Below are 18703 nucleotides of genomic sequence, written 5' to 3'. Positions count from 1 at the left end.
AGAAAAGCACATCACACCGCCGGGTTCCACTGGGGAACCCGGCAGCGCGCAAGGTTATTTGGGCTCGAGCTTCAGCGCCGCGGAATTGATGCAATAGCGCAAGCCGGTCGGCCCGGGACCGTCGGGGAAGACATGGCCGAGATGGCCGCTGCATTTGGAGCAGAGCACCTCGGTGCGGATCATGCCGTGACTCGTATCCCGCTCCTCGTCGATATGGCTCTCGACCGCGGGCTGGGTGAAGCTCGGCCAGCCGCAGCCGGAATCGAACTTGGCGTCGGACGCGAACAGCACATTGCCGCAGCCGGCGCAGACATAAGTGCCGACGCGCTCGTCGTGCTCATATTCGCCCGAGAAGGGACGCTCGGTCGCCTTCTCGCGCAGCACCGCGTACTGCATCGGCGTCAATTCGCGCCGCCACTGCTCTTCGCTCTTGATGACCTTGTCGTCCGTGATCTTCGTTTTGGTGTCGGGCATGGGTCTCCCGTTTCTTTCGTGATCTCGATCAGTTGGTGGCCTTGCTGGCGTTCACCAGCGTCGGCTTCTCAATGTAGTTATCCGCGAACAGCTTTTTCAGGTTCTCGACCTTCGGGATGTCGTTATAGGCGATGTAGGGCTGGTTCGGGTGCAGCGTCAGATAGTCCTGGTGATAGGCCTCCGCCGGATAGAACGCCTCCAGCGCGCCGATCTTGGTCACGATCGGCTTGTTGAAGACCTTCGCACTGTTGAGCTGGGCGATATAGGCCTCCGCCACCTTCTTCTGCTCGTCGGAGGTGGTGAAGATCGCCGAGCGATATTGCGGGCCGACGTCCGGGCCCTGGCGGTTGAGCTGGGTCGGGTCGTGCACCACCGAGAAGTAGATCTGAAGGATCTTGCCGTAGGAGATCTTCTTCGGGTCGTACTTGATCTCGACCGCCTCGGCGTGGTCGGTGCGCCCGCTCGAGACGGTCCGGTAGTCGGCGGTCGCCTTGGTGCCCCCGGCATAGCCGGAGACCGCGTTGACGACGCCCGCGGTGTGCTGGAAGACGCCCTGTACGCCCCAGAAGCAGCCGCCGGCGATCACGGCGGTCTGGATGCCGCTCGCGGGCGCCGCGTCCAGCGCGGGGGCGGGGATCACGACCGCATCCTCCGCGGCGCGGGAGGGCATCGTGAATGCCAGCGTCAGGGCGGTGGTTGCGGCGAGCAGGGAGGCGATGGCGGTTCGGCGCATGGCAATCCTCTTTCGGAAGGGCTGACAGTCTAGGGCGGCCGGGACCAGGCGAACAGCCTGCCCGGCCGCGTTTTCGTACCATCCGAGATACGGACGCAGCCGCCGATTGTTACGTCGGGGCGGACACGAGATCGTGACGGCGCGATCGCCCGGCGGCGCGGGCGACGTCAGCACGCCGCGCTCGCCCGCGCCCGCTCACGCCAGCGAATTGAACCAGTCGAACGCCGTCGACTGTCCGTTCAGCACGTCCGCCTCACCATAGAGGCTCGTCAGGAACGTGGCGCGATGGCTTGCGCCCTTGACCGGAACCCCCTCCGCGAAATGTCCGCCGGCGGCGATTGCGGGCCGCACGAGGCGTGGATGCAGAGCCTCGTCGGCCAGCCCGTAATAGAACCTGATCGGGGAATCATAATCCCAGAAGGTCGCACTGTTGGCGCCGAGGCGGCGCTGGAGGGCGCTGTTCGTATCGCTGGTGAAGCGATCGAAGAAGCCATCGACGAGGAAATCGCCGGCGGGAGGAATGCTCTTCGCGATCTCGCCCTCGAGGCTGTAATCGGACCAGTACTTCTCCGCGAACGCCTGATATTGCGGCTTGATCGCGGTCTTGAACAGATCATTGAGCCCGTAATAGCGCCGATAGCTGCCGAGTAGGACGATCATGCAAGGCGTGATCCAGGCCGGCGGCATCGGATACGAGCTGTCCGAGGCCGGAATAAAAGCCGCCGGGTTCGCCCAGTAGTGAAAGCTCTCGGCGAGATTGTTGAACGGACTTTCTGCCGCAGCCGCCCGCACCTTGATGCCGCGGCGCTGCATCTCCTGCTTCAGCCACTGCGTGTTCAGGGCGCCCTGCGACCAACCGTTCAGGAACAGGGACGACTGGCGCAGGCCCAGTGTCCGCAGCTCGAGCAGCCCCGCCTTCAGGATGTCGAGGCAGCATTGCACGGTCGCTCTCTTCACGGCATAGGCTTCGCTCCGGCCATTGCGATAGGGGCCCTTGCCGACATAATCGGCCGCGACGACGGCATAGCCGTTGCCGGCGAAGCGCTGCACATTGAACAAGGTCTCGATCGAATCGACATTGTCGCGCAGTTCATATGTCTGGTCGGCCAGCCGCAGCAGGTTCGAGGGGACCTGGTCGAACGACAGGATCGTGCCGTGCTGCCATGACAGGACCGGAAGAGCGCCGCGCGCGCCCGCCGGGACGGCAAGCAGGCCGCTGACCTTGACACGTTCGCCCGTCTCCGGAATCCGGGTGAAGGTGACGATCTGCCTCAGCTCGACGTCATGGCGCGCAGCATGCTTGTCGGCAAAGCTCGCCGGCAGAATATTGCCTTCGTTGAAGACGGCATAGAATTTTGCCGCCAGCGTATCGAGCCGTTCCTTCGAGATTCGCACCGACCCGCCCGGCGCCGCGAGGGCAATCCCTGGAGCCGTGATCGACAGCGCGAGCGAACCGGCTGCCGCGCTCGCCGATTTCAGGAAGTCCCGACGGCTCGCCGTAAGACCATCGAGATCGGTATGGGGATGCTCAGACTTTGTTGCGCGCGCCGTCATTCGCTCCACTCCAGTGCGGTTTTCGTACGGATACATCGCAAAGCCTAGCGGGCAATGAATGCATCTCGGTGAAGCCGCTTACCCGGAGATTGGCGAGCTCTACACCACCACGCTCAGCCGCTTCGCCGCCCGCGTGATGCCGGTATAGAGCCACCGCGCCCTGGAATCCTGAAACGCAAAGCTCTCGTCGAACAGCACGACATCGTCCCATTGCGAGCCCTGCGACTTGTGCACGGTCAGCACGTAGCCGTAGTCGAACTCGTCATAGGGTTTGCGTTGCTCCCAGCCGATCTGCTCGATGCCGCCCTCGAAGCAATCGGCGCGCACCGAGACCTTCGTCACCTTGTGGCCGAAATCCTCGTCCGGCGACAGCCGCATGGACAGGATGCGCGATTTCGAGCGCGAGGTGTTGCGCGACTTCACGCGCCACAGGCCGCCGTTGAACAGGCCCTTCTTGCGGTTGTTGCGCAGGCACACCAGCTTGTCGCCGGCGACCGGAAACTGGTCCTCGATGTTCTGGCGTTGGCGCACCCGCATGTTGTAGGCGCGCCGGGTGTTGTTGCGCCCGACCAGCACCTGGTCGGCGCCCATCACGCGGTCAGGGTCGAGCTCCTTCCGCGACACCACCTCGCTCTCGCCGTAGCGGCCGATGTCGAGCTCGCGTCCCTCGCGGACGTCCATCGACATCCGCACGATCGGATCGTCCTGGGCCTGGCGGTGCACCTCGGTCAGCATCGCGTCCGGTTCGGAATTGGTGAAGAAGCCACCGCCCTGGATCGGCGGCAGCTGCGCGGGATCGCCCAGCACCAGTAACGGGCAGTCGAACGACATCAGGTCGCGCCCCAGTTCGGCGTCGACCATCGAGCATTCGTCGATCACGATCAGCTTCGCCTTCGAAGCCGGCGCATCGTCCCATAACTCGAAGCTCGGCTGCTCCTCGCCGGACTCGCGGGCGCGGTAGATCAGGGAGTGGATGGTCGAGGCGTCGTCGCAGCCCTTGTTGCGCATGACGAGGGCCGCCTTGCCGGTGAAGGCAGCGAACTTCACCTCGCCATCGACGCCCTCGGCGATGTGCCGCGCCAGCGTGGTCTTGCCGGTGCCGGCAAAGCCGAACAGGCGGAACACGGGCGGCGTGCCGTTGCGGCCCGGCTTGGCCTTGAGCCAGTCGCCGACGGCCTTGAGCGCGGCATCCTGATGCGGAGTGAAAGTGGCCATGTCTGTCTTGAGGAGGGGCGAAAGAGGCGATTCGCCATCCCCCAAAACTAACGATTCGCTCCGCCGGTTCAAGCGGCGTAGACTGCCCTACTGCCAGCCGGGAACGCCGCGCATGTCGGGCAGCTGGTGGGCGATGCCCTTGTGGCAGTCGATGCAGGTCTTTTCCTTGGTGAACAGGAAGCGCTGGTGCGCGACCGCGGCCCGCGGCGACTGCTTGGTGATGTCCATGGAATCTGCGCTGTGGCAGTTGCGGCATTCCAGGGAATCATTGGCCTTGAAGCGCGCCCATTCGTGCGCCGCCAGCTCGAGGCGGTGATCCTGGAATTTTTCGCGGGTGTCGATGGTGCCGAAGATCTTGCCCCAGACCTCCTTGGAGGCCTGCATCTTGCGCGCGATCTTGTCGGTCCAGTTGTGCGGCACGTGGCAGTCCGGACAGGTCGCGCGCACGCCGGAGCGGTTGGTGAAGTGGACGGTCGACTTCAGCTCGGCGTAGACGTTGTCCTTCATCTCGTGGCAGCCGGTGCAGAACTTCTCGGTGTTGGTGATTTCCAGCGCGGTGTTGAAGCCGCCCCAGAAGATCACGCCGGCAACGAAGCCGGCCAGCACCAGGGTGCCGAGCGCGAACACCGAGCTCGGCCGGGTCAGCACCTGCCATAGCTCGAGCATGAAGGCCCAGCTCCGCGCGATGAAGCCGCGCTTGGCCTTCAGGTCTGCGTTGGGCTCGTCAGCAGCCGTCGTCATCTGCGGCCACCAGGGCTTGCGCGCGACAGCAGCGTGTCGATGTCGACGAAATCGTTGCTGACCGGCGGATTGGCGGTGTTCTGCGGCACGTGGCATTCGGTGCAGAAGAAGCGGCGCGGCGAGACCGAGCCCAGGAACTGGCCGTCGCGGTCCATGAAATGCGTGATCGAGACCATCGGCGCCTGCGACTCCGCGGTGCGCGCCCGTGCATGGCAGGACAGGCACTTGTTGCCGTTGAGGTCGACCTGGTAGCCGTCGATACTGTGCGGGATCACCGGCGGCTGCTCCGGATAGTTGCGCACCTCCTTCTCGGAGGTGTTGCGGTTCGGCAGCATCGGCGGCGCCGGGCCCTCGTCATTGAGCGGGGTCGGGCCGCGCAGGCCTGAGCTGACGGTCTGCGCCGTCAGGGAGCTCGTGCCCGCCGAGATCGCGAAGGCGAGCAGGATGATTGCGGATCGGTTCATCATGACATGTTCACCCGCTCGATGCCGCCGCGGCGGAGCTTGGCCTCCTGCGCGTCGTCCGGATGCATGAAGCAGACCGCCTCGGGGAAGGCCTTGTAGAGCTCGGGCACGCGGCGCGTCATGGTGCCGGAATGCCAGTGCTCCAGCACGCGGCCGGTGGAGAGCCAGTAGGGATATTCGTTGTCGGGCGATTCCGCCGGCGGCTCGTAGGGCAGCGCGAAGATGCGCGCCTTGCCGTCGGCATGGCCGTAGAACTGCACCTCGGTGCCCTGCTTGACGTAGGGGTCGCTGCCTTCGCGGAAACGCCACTTGGTTTCCTGCCCGTTGACGACGGGCCAACGCAGGCCGCGCTCCCGGTGATAGGTGTCGAACGGCGCAAGGTCGTGGCCATGGCCGCGGCCGAACTGGGCATATTCCTCGAACAGGCCCTTGTGCACGTAGAAGCCGAACGCCTTGGACTCGTCGTTGAGATAGCCCGACCCGATGTCGGAGACCGGAAACTTGTCGACCTGGCCGTTCCGGTAGAGCACGTGGAACAGCGTCTTGCCGCGGACATCGGGCTTCTTGGCGATCAGCTCCTCGGGCCAGACCTCCTCGATCTTGAAGCGCTTGGAGAACTCCATGAGCTGCCAGAGGTCGGATTTCGATTCGCCGGGCGCGGAGACGAGCTGGTGCCAGAACTGTGTGCGCCGCTCGGCATTGCCATAGGCGCCTTCCTTCTCTACCCACATCGCGGTGGGCAGGATCAGGTCGGCGGCGAGCGCGGTCACCGAGGGATAGGCGTCCGAGACCACGATGAAATTGTCGGGGTTGCGGAAGCCCGGATAGATTTCCTCGTTGATGTTGGGGCCGGCCTGAAGGTTGTTGTTGACCTGCACCCAATAGGCGTTGATCAGCCCGTCCTTCAGCATCCTGCTCTGCAGCACCGCGTGCGCGCCGTTCTTGTCGGGAATGGTGCCTTCGGGCAGCCGCCAGATGTGCTCGGCGTGGTCGCGATGCGCCTTGTTGGTCACGACCATGTCGGCAGGCAGACGATGCGCGAAGGTGCCGACCTCGCGCGCGGTGCCGCAGGCCGAGGGCTGGCCGGTCAGCGAGAACGGGCTGTTGCCGGGCGCGGAGATCTTCCCGGTCAGAAGATGGATGTTGTAGACGAGGTTGTTGCACCAGACGCCGCGGGTGTGCTGGTTGAAGCCCATGGTCCAGAACGAGACCACTTTCGTCTTCGGATCGGCGTAGAGCTCGGCGAGCGCTTCGAGACGGTTGAGCGGCACGCCCGACATTTCGGCGGCTTTCTCCAGCGTGTACTCGGACACGAACTTGACGAATTCGTCATAGCTCATGTCGGTGGCGTCGTTGGGCTTGGCCGCGCCGGTCGCCTTCTTCTGCAGCGGATGCTCGGGCCGCAGGCCATACCCGATGTCGGTCTGGCCGCGCTTGAACACGGTATGCCTGGCGACGAAGTCCTTGTTGACCCGGCCGGTCTTGATGATGTGATTGGCGATGGCGTTGAGGATGTAGAGGTCCGTCTGCGGCTTGAACACCATGCCGATGTCGGCGAGGTCGAAGGAGCGGTGCTCGAAGGTCGAGAGCACGGCAACGCGAACATGCGGCGCGGAGAGACGGCGGTCGGCCAGGCGCGTCCACAGAATCGGGTGCATCTCCGCCATGTTGGAGCCCCACAGCACGAAGGCATCGGTCGCCTCGATGTCATCGTAGCAGCCCGGCGGCTCGTCGATGCCGAAGGTGCGCATCATGCCGGCGACCGCCGAGGCCATGCAGTGCCGGGCATTGGGGTCGATGTTGTTGGTGCGGAAGCCGGCCTTGAACAGTTTCGAGGCGGCATAGCCTTCCCAGATCGTCCACTGGCCGGAGCCGAACATGGCGACGCCGTTCGGTCCGCGCTTCCTGATCGCCTCCTTCCACTTCAGCTCCATGATGTCGAAGGCTTCGGTCCAGGTGACGGGCGTGAACTCGCCGTTCTTGTCGTACCTGCCGTTCGTCTTGCGCAGCAGCGGCTGCGTCAGGCGGTCGTGGCCGTACATGATCTTGGAGAGGAAGTAGCCCTTGACGCAGTTCAGGCCGCGATTGACCTCGGACTTGATGTCGCCATGGGTGGCGACCACGCGGTTGTCCTTGGTCGCGACCATCACCGAGCAGCCGGTGCCGCAGAAGCGGCAGGCGGCCTTGTCCCATTTCAGTTCGGTGGCCTGGCGTTCGGCGACGAGATTGGCGGCAAGCGCCGGCACCGGCATGCCTGCGGCGGCCGCTGCGATCGCGGCTGCCTCGAGCTTCAGCATCTGGCGGCGGTCGAGCTTGGGCGATGTCATGATGGCTCTTCCTGACTCAGGCGGTTTCGATGGCGTGGAAGACGAGCGCTGCGGAATAGACGTTGGGCAGCGATTGAATGGTGTTGAGCAGGGTGCCGAGGCTGCCGGCATCGGGCGCTTCGGTCACGACGACGAGCTTGCCTCGGGGATCGCGGCCGTGGATCTCGCAGCCGGGCAGCGCAGTGATCTCGGCTTCGAGCTCGGCGAGACGTTCGGGCCGCGCCTGCACCAGGATGCTGGCGATCTCGGCGCCCGGCGGTGCAACGATGCGCTCGGCGGTGAGCACCCGGCCGGTGATCAAGACGCGGCGGTCGAGCTTGGCATTGCTGAATGTGGTTTGAGCCATGATGCCTGTCTTTCGCTTTGAGCCAATCAATGCGGGGGTGGCGGGCCTGGAGGGCCGGCGAACATCTGGTAGATCCAGACGCCGAGGCCGTAAGTGCCGACGGTCCCGACCGCGAGCACCGGCATCACGATCGCCGTCAGGAACAGGAACGCAAAAATCTCCATGCGCTTACGGCGCACGCGCGATGTCGTGTCGTCAGGGGCCGACATGTTCGGTCTCTACAGGATGAGATGGGGAATCGGGACGGCATCCGGGCCGTTGCCTTGCTGCACATTTGAGGCATTCGGGCCGTCGCGGCGTTGATCTGGATCAACACATCTGCGAGTCGCACCAAAGCGCGATGAAATGAGGATTGATCGTGCAACGACGGAGGTGCGCCCCCTCTCTCGCAAGCAAGCGGGGAAGGTGACCGACCCGCGGCAGTCGATTCAACCTAAAGCCATTCCGCTTTAGCTGTTCGGCCGCGAGGTGATGCCGGAGTTCCAGAACGATCCGGCGCAGACGGCATGGAAGAGGAGCGTGATGAGCGGCGAGATCAACTGGAAGAGATCGACACCCGTGCTTTTACGGATCGCTACGGCAAGCTTGCCATCAATGTTGCGCCGGTGAAGGCGGCGGCGGGCTGGAGCATGATCCGGAAAAGTGCGAAGCGGTTTTCCGGAAAGATCACGCGCAAACAACAACGTAAAGCGCGATGACGATTCATCCCGATGTCATCGCGCTTTAGGCTGTCCGTTAAGTCATGTTGCTGACGCAATCTCTGTCTTAGTCGGCGGCAACTTAAAACACTGCGTGGGAGCCACCCGGTTCGCACAACGGTTCCATAGCCGAGGGGTTGGCTCGAACCCCAAAACAACGGCGCAAGCTCCATGAACGCTTCCGCGTTCGCTTGCCTGTTTGCGGTTCCCGGAACCGACGATCGAAAATCACAGGAGATATAATGCTGTTCCGCTCGAGCGCCGCAATTTGCGGCGCCCTGGTCGCGTTTGCCGTTTCCGTTGCTGTTGCTCGATGTGAGACGCGTGGGGTTCACTCAAATGCCGTCGTCGATGCCGCTTCCGGGGATGCGGTCGTTGGCGCTGCATCCATGTATAATCCGTTCAAGCCCGGCAAGGAGGAAGGCGGTCCGAGCACAGCCTCCGGCGAACGTTATGATCCCTCTGTCTGGGCGGCCGCCATCAAGACGAGCTTGCGCCGGAAATTTGGCGGGGTCCAATTTGGTGCGAGGCCGAAATATGCCCTCGTCGAGGCCATCGGCAAGAAGGTCATCGTCAAGATCAATGACGTCGGACCACTCAGGCCCGGCCGCATCATCGACTTCAACGAGCGCACGATGCGCCATTTCGATCCGAGCCTCGAGCTCGGAGTCATCGATGACGTGCGCGTTAGCCCGCTTTCTGGAGACTATTGGACACCGGGGCCGGTGGGCTGAACGTCCCGCGCGATTGAATTACGCCTGCGTTGGCGACTTCCGTTGCTGGACCCGAAGCAGACCTGCCAGGCGCTTGTCGTCAGAGATCGTTTGTGACCCGAAGCAAGACGTGAAGGGATAAATTGGTTGCCTTGCATCTGCCCGATGAGCCGACTGCAGCTAGGGTCGCATCATTGTCGGCAAGGACAAGCGAATCCGCTGTGAGAAATCGGTTGCGCCATCGGCCGCCTGTGCGGCTTCGTTGATCAAGGACCCCCGCCTCAGTTCATCAAACGGCAGCGTCGTATCTATCCGGCCGGAGTGGTAGAGGTAGCTATCGATCAGGCCGTTGAATAGATGTCGAATGTCGAAGCGCCCCCGCCGGCCCGCCGCATTCGCATAGCGCACGATGTTGATCGTGCAGCTGTTGGTCAACAGATGGTAGAACTCCGGTTGATCGGCGAGTTCGTTGATGCGCGTCAAATAGATCATCAGCAGCCGGCGCGCGTCGTCAGCCGATGTATTGAGGCGATACAGGTACACCGGCTCGTGGCGATGGTTGGTGCGCACGCCCACAACATCGCGCTCTTCCCCCACCACGTAGATCAGCTCGAATTGCTTGAACAAGGAGGCGACGGGCGCAAAGCCTTCGCCAACCTCGGGACGGGTCTCGATGGAGATGGCCAGTGGTGGCGCATTGTCGAAGACAAAACTCACGAACGTGTGTCCGACTGGCCCCTCGGTGAAATAGGCAACGTAGAAATCGAGGGCCATCAGGTGCGACAACGACACCTCGCGCTCCTCGTAGCGCACCGTGAAGTCGCTTCGACTCCGGTAGTCGAAATTACGGACCCCGGTCAGGCGCACGCGGTCGCCGTCGATGACCGCCCGCGGCATCACCGCGACTTCCGGTCGCCAATGGCGATCGTGCGATGGAGGGATCGAGATCCACCATGCGACGACACCGAGAAACATGACGAGGAAGAGAACGGACATGCGCCGTTGGCGCGAACGCCAGAGCGCCCAGATTGCAAAGCCCGCAAACGCTCCGGCCGAAATCGTGCGCAGCCCGGCCCAAGGCAAGTTCGAATAATAGATGGCCAGCACGGCCCATGTGACGAGCATGATCCGAATGAGAAAGCCGATTGGCTTTCTCGGCCAGCTGACCAACATTGATACGAATTTACGGACCGAAATCACCTGGCTGTTCCTGCCGCAAGCTTTGGCGATGCCTTTCGACAGCTCCGTTGTGTCAGTTTACCTGTCGTTTCAATGCGAATGTCTACACGCTACAGTAGCTTTCCGCGAGCTGGAAGCGATGGCCGCGTTCTTTACCGCGCGTTGGAAGGGCTGCGCGACCTGCGCAGCCGCTCGGATGATGCTGCCGTCCGGCGCATTCGGAATTCCTCGTTATCCTCGGTGGATTCCGGATGACAGGCCTTTGGGTGTGCTCTGATGTGTGCTCGGCGTCGACCTGATCTCTCACGACATGGCCTGGCTGACCTATGCATGGCCGCCGGCGGCGAGAACGGCATAGCGGAAACGAGTCGATAAAAGGGAGTGCGCTGATGGCGATCGCGGTTGAAAGACCAATCCTCCTGATCAAGAAACTCGCGGGCATCCTTCTCCTGCTCTTCGGTTTGCTGATGACGGCGCTCGGCCTGAGCGGCGAGTCCAGCGGAGTCACCGCGATCGGTGTTGCCTTCCTTGTTGCCGGCGCGATCTTCCTGGTTCTCAAGATCATGAGGCGCAACCAGGGCGATCCGCTCTGACCGAGCCCGCGAGATCGGTCTGTCGCTGCGAGAGCCATGCACGGCATCGCAATCGCGAAGGTCTGGCCGCTTCAACCGAACGCAGCCGATACGCAACGAGAGGGGCCGCGCGCGATGATGTCAGGAACTCTCTTGAATAAATTGTACGGCGCGCGGCGGATCCGACCGTCGATGAGCGGAACATGCCGTTCTTTGTCGATCGCGGTGGTGTTCTCGACCTGGCTCGGTGGAGCGAGCCTGGCGCAGCAGGCGCTTCAGGCAGGTGGCGCGGCCACGCTCTTTCAGAATGTCCGCATCTTCGATGGCAAGAGCGCCACGCTGTCTGCCTCCTCCAACGTCCTGGTGCGCGGCAACAAGATAGAATCAATCTCGCTACAGCCGATAGCGGTGGACAGCCCGGCGGACATTCGCATTGTCGAAGGCGGCGGACGCACGCTGATGCCCGGCCTCATCGACAACCATTGGCATGCGATGTTGATCCGCGTCACACCGGCACAGTCGCTCGGCGACGTCGGCTATGTCAATCTTGTCGCTGGCGACGAGGCCACGCACACTCTCATGCGCGGCTTTACCAGCGTTCGCGATGTGGGCGGGCCGGTGTTTGGGCTCAAAAGCGCCATCGACGAAGGTATCATCAAGGGTCCGCGCATTTATCCGTCCGGCGCGGTCATCACCGTCACGAGCGGGCATGGGGACTTCCGCCAGCTTACCGACCTGCCGCGCACGATCGGCGGCATGCTCACCCGCATGGAACAGACCGGTGGGGCAATGATTGCGGACAGCCCCGACGAGGTCCGCGTCCGCGTCCGCGAGCAGCTCATGCAAGGCGCTTCCCAGGTCAAGTTGACGGCTGGCGGCGGAGTGTCGTCGCCTTTCAGTCCGATCGACGTGACCACGTTCACCGAACCCGAAATACGCGCCGCCGTTGAAGCGGCCGAGAATTGGGGCACGTATGTCACTGTGCATGCCTTTACGGCTGCCGCGATTCGGGGAGCCATTGCCGCTGGGGTGAAGTGTATCGAACACGGTTTCCTGATGGACGACGCAACGGCGAAACTGATGGCGGAGAAGGGTGTTTGGCTGAGCACGCAGCCTCTCCCCGAGGATCTGAGGCTGGGCTTTCCCGTAGGCTCCGTCCAGCGAGCCAAGGCGGATGAGGTCTGGCCCGGCATAGCCAGAACCTACGAGCTGGCGAGGAAGTACAAGATCAAGACCGCGTGGGGCACCGACGTCCTGTTCTCTGCAGCGCTGGCGCGCCAACAGGGGGCCATCCTGGCCTCACTCGCTCGCTGGTACACGCCCGCCGAGGCGCTGACCATGGCGACATCGACGAACGCCGAACTGCTGGCGCTGTCGGGCAAGCGGAATCCCTATCCCGGCAAGCTCGGCGTCGTGGAACAGGGCGCACTCGCGGATCTGCTGCTCGTCGACGGAAATCCCCTGGACAATATCGGCCTTCTTGCCGACCCCGCCAAAAATTTCAAGATCATCATGAAAGATGGAATTATCTACAAGGATGCGCTTGCCCGTTAGCAGCAACGCATCGCCCTGTTCGATGGACGAGATCGCGCGCGATCCCAAGGTTACCGGCTTCTCGCACGAGCGTTCGCGCGCCATCGCTCGGGGAGGCTCTGCGGCGAGGCGGCCGGTTTCCACTGCAGGGACACGACCCAGTTGTCGAAGACCGTGTTGAAGCTCCCGGACTGGTACGAGAAGTTCTCGTACGCCGGCCAAAAGCGGCCGGCATCGGCTGCGTAGGTAAAGAGCGTCCAGGTATGGGGCTTCTGCCAGAACGCGTTGCCGCCGTCCGGGTCCCCGTCGAGGGCGCTGAAGTCGAGGAAGAGCCAGAGAGGTGCATTCTTGGTGCCGAGGTTCGTATCCGGCGAGTTGAACTGCAGCGCGTTCCAGTAGATCCCAGGTCCGGCTCCGGGATCAGCATCGTCCACGAGCTTCTGCAGCCGCCAATAGAAGCTCGCGTCGCCGGCCATAGTGGTCTCGCCGGTGAACGTGATCAGGCCAGCCTGCGGGCCTGACTGGATGATGCCGCTGATGGAGGTGGTCCCGCTGATTGTTCCGCTCCCTTGCAATATGCCGCCGGGAGCAGGCGTATCGGTGCCGGTCGCTGCAATGGTGACCGGGCCCGAGACCGTTCCACCGTTCATGAACAGTGTGCCCGCCTCGCCGACAACAACCGCGCCGGTCACCGTGCCGGGGACCTCCAGCGTCGCCGCGTAGGATACCAGCACCTCGCCGGCACCCGTTGCTGATCCACCGGTTCCGCCGGCAATCAGCGTACCCCCATTGACCCTGATCGGACCGGAAAGCGTGCCGCTGCTGTCTGCACTCAGGGTCAGCGTGCCGGGACCGAAGATCGTCAGGCCCGCCGATCCCTCGATGGCGGCTGCGATCTGCGAACTATCGCCGCTGGCATTGGTGTAGATCAGGCCTTCTGCCGCGCCGAACGAAAGGCTCGCAGTAGCGATGCTGCCGCCGTTCATGATGAGGCCCGCGGCGTCGCCGCTCGCCTGGCTTCCGACCAGAATGCTCGCATCGTCGCCCGTAATCGCCCCGCCGTTCACTTCGAGCGCCGCCACCTGCGGCACACCGCCGCTCTCGACCGCCTGGCTGTCGACGACCTCGTAGACGGCGTCGGCCGGAACGTCGTTGATGCCGACATCCGTCGAGGACACGGTCGCCGCGCTCGCGAAGCCCTCGGAGGGCGAATAGGTCAGGAACTTGCCCGAGCTGGCCGCGTCGTCGTCCTCTCCGAGAATGTAGGGAGCGACGATCCCGTTCGTGACGACGGGCAGGTTTGCTCCCGTTCCTGCCACGAACACCTGTTGCGTCAGCCCAAGCTGGGCCATGCCGCCGCCCGGCACGATAACGAGAGTCCCGCCGGAGTTGCGGACAATGTTCGTCAGGGTACCGTCGTCATTGCCCCCGATGACGACGCGATAGTTGCCGCTTCCGGAAAGCTGCAAGGCGCCTCCCGTAGAGCCGATGACGAACGTCGCCAGAGATCCCGAGGCGATCTGCACATCGACCGTCGCGCCGTCCGAACGAAGCTCGAGTATTCCGCCGTTCGTCACCGTCATCCTGAAGCTGCCAAATGGTGTGCCGGATGTCCGGGTACTTGCCAGCGTCCCGGCGCCTACGGTGTTGTGTCCCATCAGCTGGTTCGTGTTGGTGAGCAGGAGCGTGCCTTCGCCGTATTTTTGGAGGCCGCCCAGCCCGGAGATCGGCGCGACGACGGTCAGCGTGCCGCCGTTCGTGTTGATGACCTTAGGCTGGTTGATCGTCCACGTGCTGGGTTCATATCCGGATGTCGAGGGCAGCGCCGACGGCGAGATCGCCCAGGCTTGCCCCTGCCAGAGCACGGCGTAGACGCCCCTCCCGGTGAGCGCGTCGGTGACGACCTGGCTGTAGTCTTCGGAGGGGAGCGGCTGGTTTTCCAGCGTCCATCCGCTGGGCATCTGCGCGATCTGGACGGTCTGCGGATTGCTGGACGGGAGGTTGGGTACGTTCTCGAACGAGGCGGGGAAAGCGTTGTTGATGGTGATCGTGCCGCCCGTCAGGTTCACCGTGAGCGGCGCGAGGACATGGCCGCCGCTATTTTCCATGTATCCCTTCGTCGTCTGGGAAACGGAAAACCAGCCAACCGCGAAATTGGCCAAGACGATCGTCTGCGGACTCTCGGACACGTTCGGGGCCAACTGATCGGCGAGCCACGCGAGGTCCGGATTGGAAGTGCTCGTCAAATGATAGAGATCAGGCCCGATTCCGCAGGCCGACAGATAGTCGGCCATCCCGCTCGTCATGCCGTCCACGAAGCTGCCGCCCTCGCTCGACGTCTGCATCAAGCCCGCGACCACCCTTTCCAGGTTGATCGCCACGGGGTCGTCCTCGCCGTTGTAGACCGCAGGAGCAACCTGCGTGAAGCCGTTTGCCGACAGCCAGTAAAGGCCCATGACCATCGACGTCGGGCCGCAATAGGCTTCACCGTCCCCCGGCAGGCTCTGCCCGAAGGGCCCGAAATCGGTCTGGATGATCGAAGGCGTGCTCTCGATGGGGTCTTTCCACATGGGGCTGGTCCACTCCTGTCCGACGAGGCCACGGTACGCGCTTGAGCCGCGGGTTAATGTCCCGTTAATCGCGGAACACAACTTATGGATACTTTAGTGTGTCGATGCTGTCTAAGAGTGTAGAGCGGAATCTTGCAAGTACGCAAGCTGGGCCTCCAGCTTGGCAGGCAGGGACGGTTCAGGAGTTCAAGCGCGGGCCGCCGAGCGGCAGCATGTTCATCGTGAGTGGCGCATGTCTGCCGCCAGAGGCGATGTCCTGCGGCAGGGCCTGATAACAGGTGGTGTCGCGGCAGGTCCGCGTAACGCGAACGTCTACTTCTGCGGCGTGCTGCGAATCCTGGAAGTGGCACCTTTGGGATATGGCGACCGGCTCTGAAGATGTCCGTTCATTGGGATAGACCGGAAGTACCCGACTGACTGCTCAAACGGCGCCTTTGACCCTAAGCGGTCATTACCCCTCGGGTATCCCGGCCGTGCGCATGCCCTCATACAATCGCTCAAGACTGGCCACCCATTCTGGATTGTCGAACCGGAAGACGTTGATGCGGTATCGACGGATGGTGAAGCTGCGATCAAGCGCCAATCCGATCTCGGCCCTAGATCGTGCCTCCTTCGAGTCTCCCATCATCGCCAGGGCACCAGCGAAGTGAAAGTGAGAAAGCGCGTGATTGGGGTTGGCTTCAATGCTCCGGCGAAGCCAGTCGAGTGCCTCAAGGTCGGTTTTGGACATCAACTTTGCCATCCCGACAAACATGAACCAAAGAAAGGAGCGCGTATCGCGCGGGGACAGTCGCAGCGCATCTTGAATGTGCCCCTCTACGTCCTCGCCACGCTCCAATGCATACTTTCCAAGCCCGATGAACCCATGTGCATCGGCTAGATTGCGATCCAGCGCCAGTGCCTGATGACAGTCGGCGATACCGTTGGCAGCGCGGCCTGTCCGAATTTGAACTGCGCCGAGGAGCATGCGGGCTCTGGGATGGTTCGGGGCGCGTAACAACACGCTGTTCAGCGCGCTCTCCGCGGTCCTGAAATGCACTGATCCGTCATCAGTCATAAAGGATGAACCCACCGACACATCGACCTGAGCCGCGGCAACTGCCGCTTCAATGTTGTCGGGATCAAGCGCCAAGGCACGCACGAAGAAGTCCTTTGCTCGCGCCAAAAACGCAGGTGTCACTCCCTTGTTCAGAAACGCCCTGCCCTGAAAGTATAAATCCATGGCGTTCGGGCGGAGCGATCGTTCTGCGCGCCTCGCTTCGGATTTGATGAGTTCGGCGTTCAACGTATTGGCCAGTCGCGATACGATCTCATCCTGCATACTTAACAAATCGGCAGCCGGTTTGTCGAAGCGCTCGGCCCACACATGGGTTCTGGTTTGAGCATCGGTTAACTGGACGTTTAGGCGAAAGCGATTGTCGCCGCGTTGCACCGACCCCTCGAGCACGTAACGTACATTCAGCTGACGGCCGATCTCCCTTACGTCCACCGATTGTCCTTTGAAGGTGAACGCGGTGTTGCGGCCGATGACGAACGCGCCGCCGATGCGTGACAAGTCCGTTGTGAGACTGTCCGTCACACCATCAGCGAAATACTCTTGCTCAGAATCACCGCCGAGGTTTGCGAACGGCAGAACAACGATGGATAGGCGAGGCATCGCAGACGGAGTCGGCGGATCTCCAAGGTCAGAGCCATCTAGTGTAGCGGCGATCGAAAGATCGGGGCGAGCGATCGAGTTTCCGCTGATTGCCAGCATGTAGCCGCGGCGCGGCAGGGTCCTCAAAGCTAATCGATCACGTCCCAACGCACGCCTGACGTCGCCAATCGCATGGACGAGAGAGTCTTCCGTGACCTCACAGCCCGGCCAGACTTCATCCATAATTTCTTCTTTGCTCACCAAATGTCCGGCTCGTGTCGCAAGAAGCCGAAGCAACAACCAAGCCCGAGGGCGCAAGGGCACTATGTCGCCGCGTCCATCGATCAACAGCTCGCGGCCAAGGTCAATGGTCCGGTCGCCGAGAACGATTGAATGCTGCGATGACTTAAGCAAGGGCCGCCTCTTGCAGGTCTCTTTCCGAAAATTTCGTCAAACTTTCGGGACGCAAGATCCGTTGTACAGCATCATGGTGCGGCTTGGGATAGCGACCGCTTCCGGCAGCCGATTCAAGAATTCAACGACCAAGAGGCACGCGTCCATGATCCGCCCAGTCTTCTTCGCGGCGCTAAGCCGTTCAGTTTTCAGCCTTTTGGGAATCGCACTGTTTGCCTTCGCCATTTTTCCGGTGACCGCCCAAGGGCAAGAAATCAAAGTTACCCTGTTGGGTACAGGATGCCCTCCTGCCGTTATGAACCGGTTCGGGCCGAGCACCCTCGTCGAGGCGGGTGGGCAAAAGTTCATTTTCGACGCAGGCCGGGGCGCCCTCCAGCGGCTCAATCAGGTCAAGGTGCCCTGGCAGGGAATTGACGCCGTCTTTCTCACGCACCTGCACTCAGACCACGTGATCGGCTTTCCAGATCTGTAGCTGACCGGATGGCTTGTGGGGCGGCCAGGCCGGGATCGACCACTGCATGTGCGGGGGCCAACAGGGACCCAGCGCATGATGTCGTTCCTCGCGCAGGCATTCGAGTACGATATCCGGATTCGATTAGACGACGACCGAGCACCACCAAACGGCGTGGTCATCCTCGCCGAGGACATTACCGAGGGTGTCGTATATGAGAACAGCGGCGTGAAGATCACCGCGTTCGAGGTGAACCACACGCCGGTGAAGCCTGCGTTCGGCTTTCGGATCGATTATTCCGGCCGGTCGGTTGTGCTTTCCGGAGACACGCGCGTCTCTGAAAATCTCATTCGGCACGCCCAGAACGTTGATCTGTTGGTTCACAACGTTGTCTCGCCAGAGACATTTCAGCGCATTGGGGTGCCGCCGGCGCAGACGGCGAACATTATCGCCCACCACACCACGCCAGAGCAGGCGGGCGAAGTATTCGAGCAGACGAAGCCTAGGCTGGCGGTGTATTCACACATCGTGTTGCCAAACGCGACCGAGGAGGATCTGATTCCACCAACGCGGAAGATTTACTCCGGTCCGCTGGAACTCGGTGAAGATCTGATGGTCATCGTGGTTGGCGAGAAGGTCGAGGTCCGAAGACCCGCCAAACCTTGATCCCAGGGTGCATCCAGCGACGATGTGATCGAGTAGGCTCGGGCCAATTTGCTGCGCCGCATGAGTCCGGATTTGGCCCATCGCGGACCTTGGCCCGCTGCCCGCCGACCGTCAGCTTTTGGACCGATATTGTTGCAAAAGTCATTGTAACCGACGAATGCCCCTTCGGCCATTGGGCAAAGTGGACCGGCTTTGATCCGCCGACCCTGACGCTCTCTACGCAACTCCTACGCTACGCGATGCAGAGAGCATGAGCGGGCGGAGGTCGTGCAACGAGCGACGCGAGGCGCCTCAGATTTTGCGCGATGGCAGCAAGAACAAACTCATCCTGTGCGCCTCGTGGTCCACGCAGTCGAAGCCGACCGAGCCTGAGAATGCGCTTCAGGTGTGCAAACCGCATCTCAATCTTCTTCCGCT

Annotated in this window: 19 protein-coding genes and 2 pseudogenes; 8 read left to right on the top strand and 13 right to left on the bottom strand. The window is 62.4% G+C overall.

The features are described from left to right. Positions 1 to 54: 54 nt before the first annotated feature. The 9 genes and pseudogenes from msrB to napE form a co-directional block, all read right to left on the bottom strand. Positions 55 to 474 carry a peptide-methionine (R)-S-oxide reductase MsrB gene (gene msrB, locus H1B27_RS29215; protein ID WP_197968451.1) on the bottom strand — a complete coding sequence of 140 codons (420 nt, stop codon included), beginning with the start codon at positions 472 to 474 and terminating at the stop codon, positions 55 to 57. A 28-nt stretch (positions 475 to 502) separates the two neighbouring features. After that, entirely contained in the window at positions 503 to 1207 is a 705-nt protein-coding gene (msrA, locus tag H1B27_RS29210; protein WP_197968450.1) for a peptide-methionine (S)-S-oxide reductase MsrA, read from the bottom strand. 195 nt (positions 1208 to 1402) lie between these two features. Then, complete coding sequence (locus H1B27_RS29205; protein WP_197968449.1) at positions 1403 to 2761, bottom strand: lipase family protein; 1359 nt, start codon at positions 2759 to 2761, stop codon at positions 1403 to 1405. A 99-nt stretch (positions 2762 to 2860) separates the two neighbouring features. Further along, positions 2861 to 3976, bottom strand: coding sequence for an ATP-dependent DNA helicase (locus H1B27_RS29200; protein ID WP_197968448.1), 1116 nt, complete (start codon positions 3974 to 3976; stop codon positions 2861 to 2863). Between the two features lie 87 nt (positions 3977 to 4063). Beyond that, on the bottom strand, positions 4064 to 4717 hold the full coding sequence (locus H1B27_RS29195) for a NapC/NirT family cytochrome c (RefSeq protein ID WP_061880770.1): 654 nt from the start codon (positions 4715 to 4717) through the stop codon (positions 4064 to 4066). Then, positions 4714 to 5181: a nitrate reductase cytochrome c-type subunit gene (locus H1B27_RS29190; RefSeq protein WP_376709007.1), complete on the bottom strand. Its 468-nt coding sequence runs from the start codon at positions 5179 to 5181 to the stop codon at positions 4714 to 4716. The genes H1B27_RS29195 and H1B27_RS29190 overlap by 4 nt, the downstream gene beginning before the upstream one ends. 26 nt (positions 5182 to 5207) lie before the next feature. Beyond that, positions 5208 to 7508 (bottom strand): annotated as a pseudogene (napA, locus tag H1B27_RS29185) (nitrate reductase catalytic subunit NapA); the annotation flags it as partial. Between the two features lie 16 nt (positions 7509 to 7524). Continuing rightward, positions 7525 to 7854 carry a chaperone NapD gene (locus tag H1B27_RS29180; protein WP_197968447.1) on the bottom strand — a complete coding sequence of 110 codons (330 nt, stop codon included), beginning with the start codon at positions 7852 to 7854 and terminating at the stop codon, positions 7525 to 7527. A 26-nt stretch (positions 7855 to 7880) separates the two neighbouring features. After that, positions 7881 to 8063 carry a periplasmic nitrate reductase, NapE protein gene (napE, locus tag H1B27_RS29175; protein WP_061880766.1) on the bottom strand — a complete coding sequence of 61 codons (183 nt, stop codon included), beginning with the start codon at positions 8061 to 8063 and terminating at the stop codon, positions 7881 to 7883. A 244-nt stretch (positions 8064 to 8307) separates the two neighbouring features. Here napE and H1B27_RS41105 point away from each other — a divergent pair. Together H1B27_RS41105 and H1B27_RS29165 are read left to right on the top strand one after the other, a co-directional pair. Then, a pseudogene (locus H1B27_RS41105) lies at positions 8308 to 8477 on the top strand (LLM class flavin-dependent oxidoreductase); the annotation flags it as partial. A gap of 317 nt (positions 8478 to 8794) precedes the next feature. Next, positions 8795 to 9286 (top strand): septal ring lytic transglycosylase RlpA family protein, encoded by a 492-nt coding sequence (locus H1B27_RS29165; protein ID WP_082822100.1) that lies wholly within the window; start codon positions 8795 to 8797, stop codon positions 9284 to 9286. Between the two features lie 159 nt (positions 9287 to 9445). Here H1B27_RS29165 and H1B27_RS29160 read toward each other — a convergent pair whose 3' ends face one another. Then, positions 9446 to 10372, bottom strand: coding sequence for an Lnb N-terminal periplasmic domain-containing protein (locus tag H1B27_RS29160; RefSeq protein ID WP_245312096.1), 927 nt, complete (start codon positions 10370 to 10372; stop codon positions 9446 to 9448). Here H1B27_RS29160 and H1B27_RS29155 point away from each other — a divergent pair. From H1B27_RS29155 to H1B27_RS29145, 3 genes are all read left to right on the top strand, one after another. After that, on the top strand, positions 10362 to 10721 hold the full coding sequence (locus H1B27_RS29155; protein ID WP_197488745.1) for a hypothetical protein: 360 nt from the start codon (positions 10362 to 10364) through the stop codon (positions 10719 to 10721). The two genes, H1B27_RS29160 and H1B27_RS29155, sit on opposite strands and share 11 nt — an antisense overlap. Positions 10722 to 10833: 112 nt before the next feature. Then, the gene (locus tag H1B27_RS29150) at positions 10834 to 11037 is read left to right on the top strand and encodes a hypothetical protein (protein ID WP_061880762.1); all 204 of its coding nucleotides are present in this window, start codon (positions 10834 to 10836) and stop codon (positions 11035 to 11037) included. 171 nt (positions 11038 to 11208) lie between these two features. Continuing rightward, a complete protein-coding gene (locus H1B27_RS29145; protein WP_197968508.1) occupies positions 11209 to 12570 on the top strand; it encodes a metal-dependent hydrolase family protein in 1362 nt (453 codons plus the stop codon). 50 nt (positions 12571 to 12620) lie between these two features. Here H1B27_RS29145 and H1B27_RS29140 read toward each other — a convergent pair whose 3' ends face one another. Then, on the bottom strand, positions 12621 to 15119 hold the full coding sequence (locus H1B27_RS29140; protein WP_197968446.1) for an autotransporter outer membrane beta-barrel domain-containing protein: 2499 nt from the start codon (positions 15117 to 15119) through the stop codon (positions 12621 to 12623). A 232-nt stretch (positions 15120 to 15351) separates the two neighbouring features. On the opposite strand from H1B27_RS29140, the gene H1B27_RS29135 reads away from it, so the two are divergent. After that, positions 15352 to 15495 (top strand): hypothetical protein, encoded by a 144-nt coding sequence (locus H1B27_RS29135; RefSeq protein ID WP_197968445.1) that lies wholly within the window; start codon positions 15352 to 15354, stop codon positions 15493 to 15495. 75 nt (positions 15496 to 15570) lie between these two features. Here H1B27_RS29135 and H1B27_RS29130 read toward each other — a convergent pair whose 3' ends face one another. Then, positions 15571 to 17103, bottom strand: a complete 1533-nt coding sequence (locus tag H1B27_RS29130; protein WP_246515793.1) for a winged helix-turn-helix domain-containing protein — start codon at positions 17101 to 17103, stop codon at positions 15571 to 15573. 211 nt (positions 17104 to 17314) lie between these two features. Between H1B27_RS29130 and H1B27_RS29125 the strand changes: the two genes are divergently transcribed. Together H1B27_RS29125 and H1B27_RS29120 are read left to right on the top strand one after the other, a co-directional pair. Then, on the top strand, positions 17315 to 17641 hold the full coding sequence (locus H1B27_RS29125) for an MBL fold metallo-hydrolase (RefSeq protein ID WP_197968444.1): 327 nt from the start codon (positions 17315 to 17317) through the stop codon (positions 17639 to 17641). A gap of 75 nt (positions 17642 to 17716) precedes the next feature. After that, entirely contained in the window at positions 17717 to 18286 is a 570-nt protein-coding gene (locus tag H1B27_RS29120) for an MBL fold metallo-hydrolase (protein WP_197968443.1), read from the top strand. Between the two features lie 232 nt (positions 18287 to 18518). On the opposite strand, the gene H1B27_RS29115 is transcribed toward H1B27_RS29120, so the two are convergent. Next, positions 18519 to 18703, bottom strand: a 185-nt coding sequence (locus tag H1B27_RS29115; protein WP_197968442.1) for a transposase, incomplete at its 5' end; no start/stop codon positions are given.

Origin of the sequence: Bradyrhizobium diversitatis, assembly GCF_016031635.1 — a bacterium.
Lineage (GTDB): Bacteria > Pseudomonadota > Alphaproteobacteria > Rhizobiales > Xanthobacteraceae > Bradyrhizobium > Bradyrhizobium diversitatis.
The sequence above is the reverse complement of the archived record's forward strand: the minus strand, read 5'-3'. Positions and strand labels throughout refer to the sequence as shown.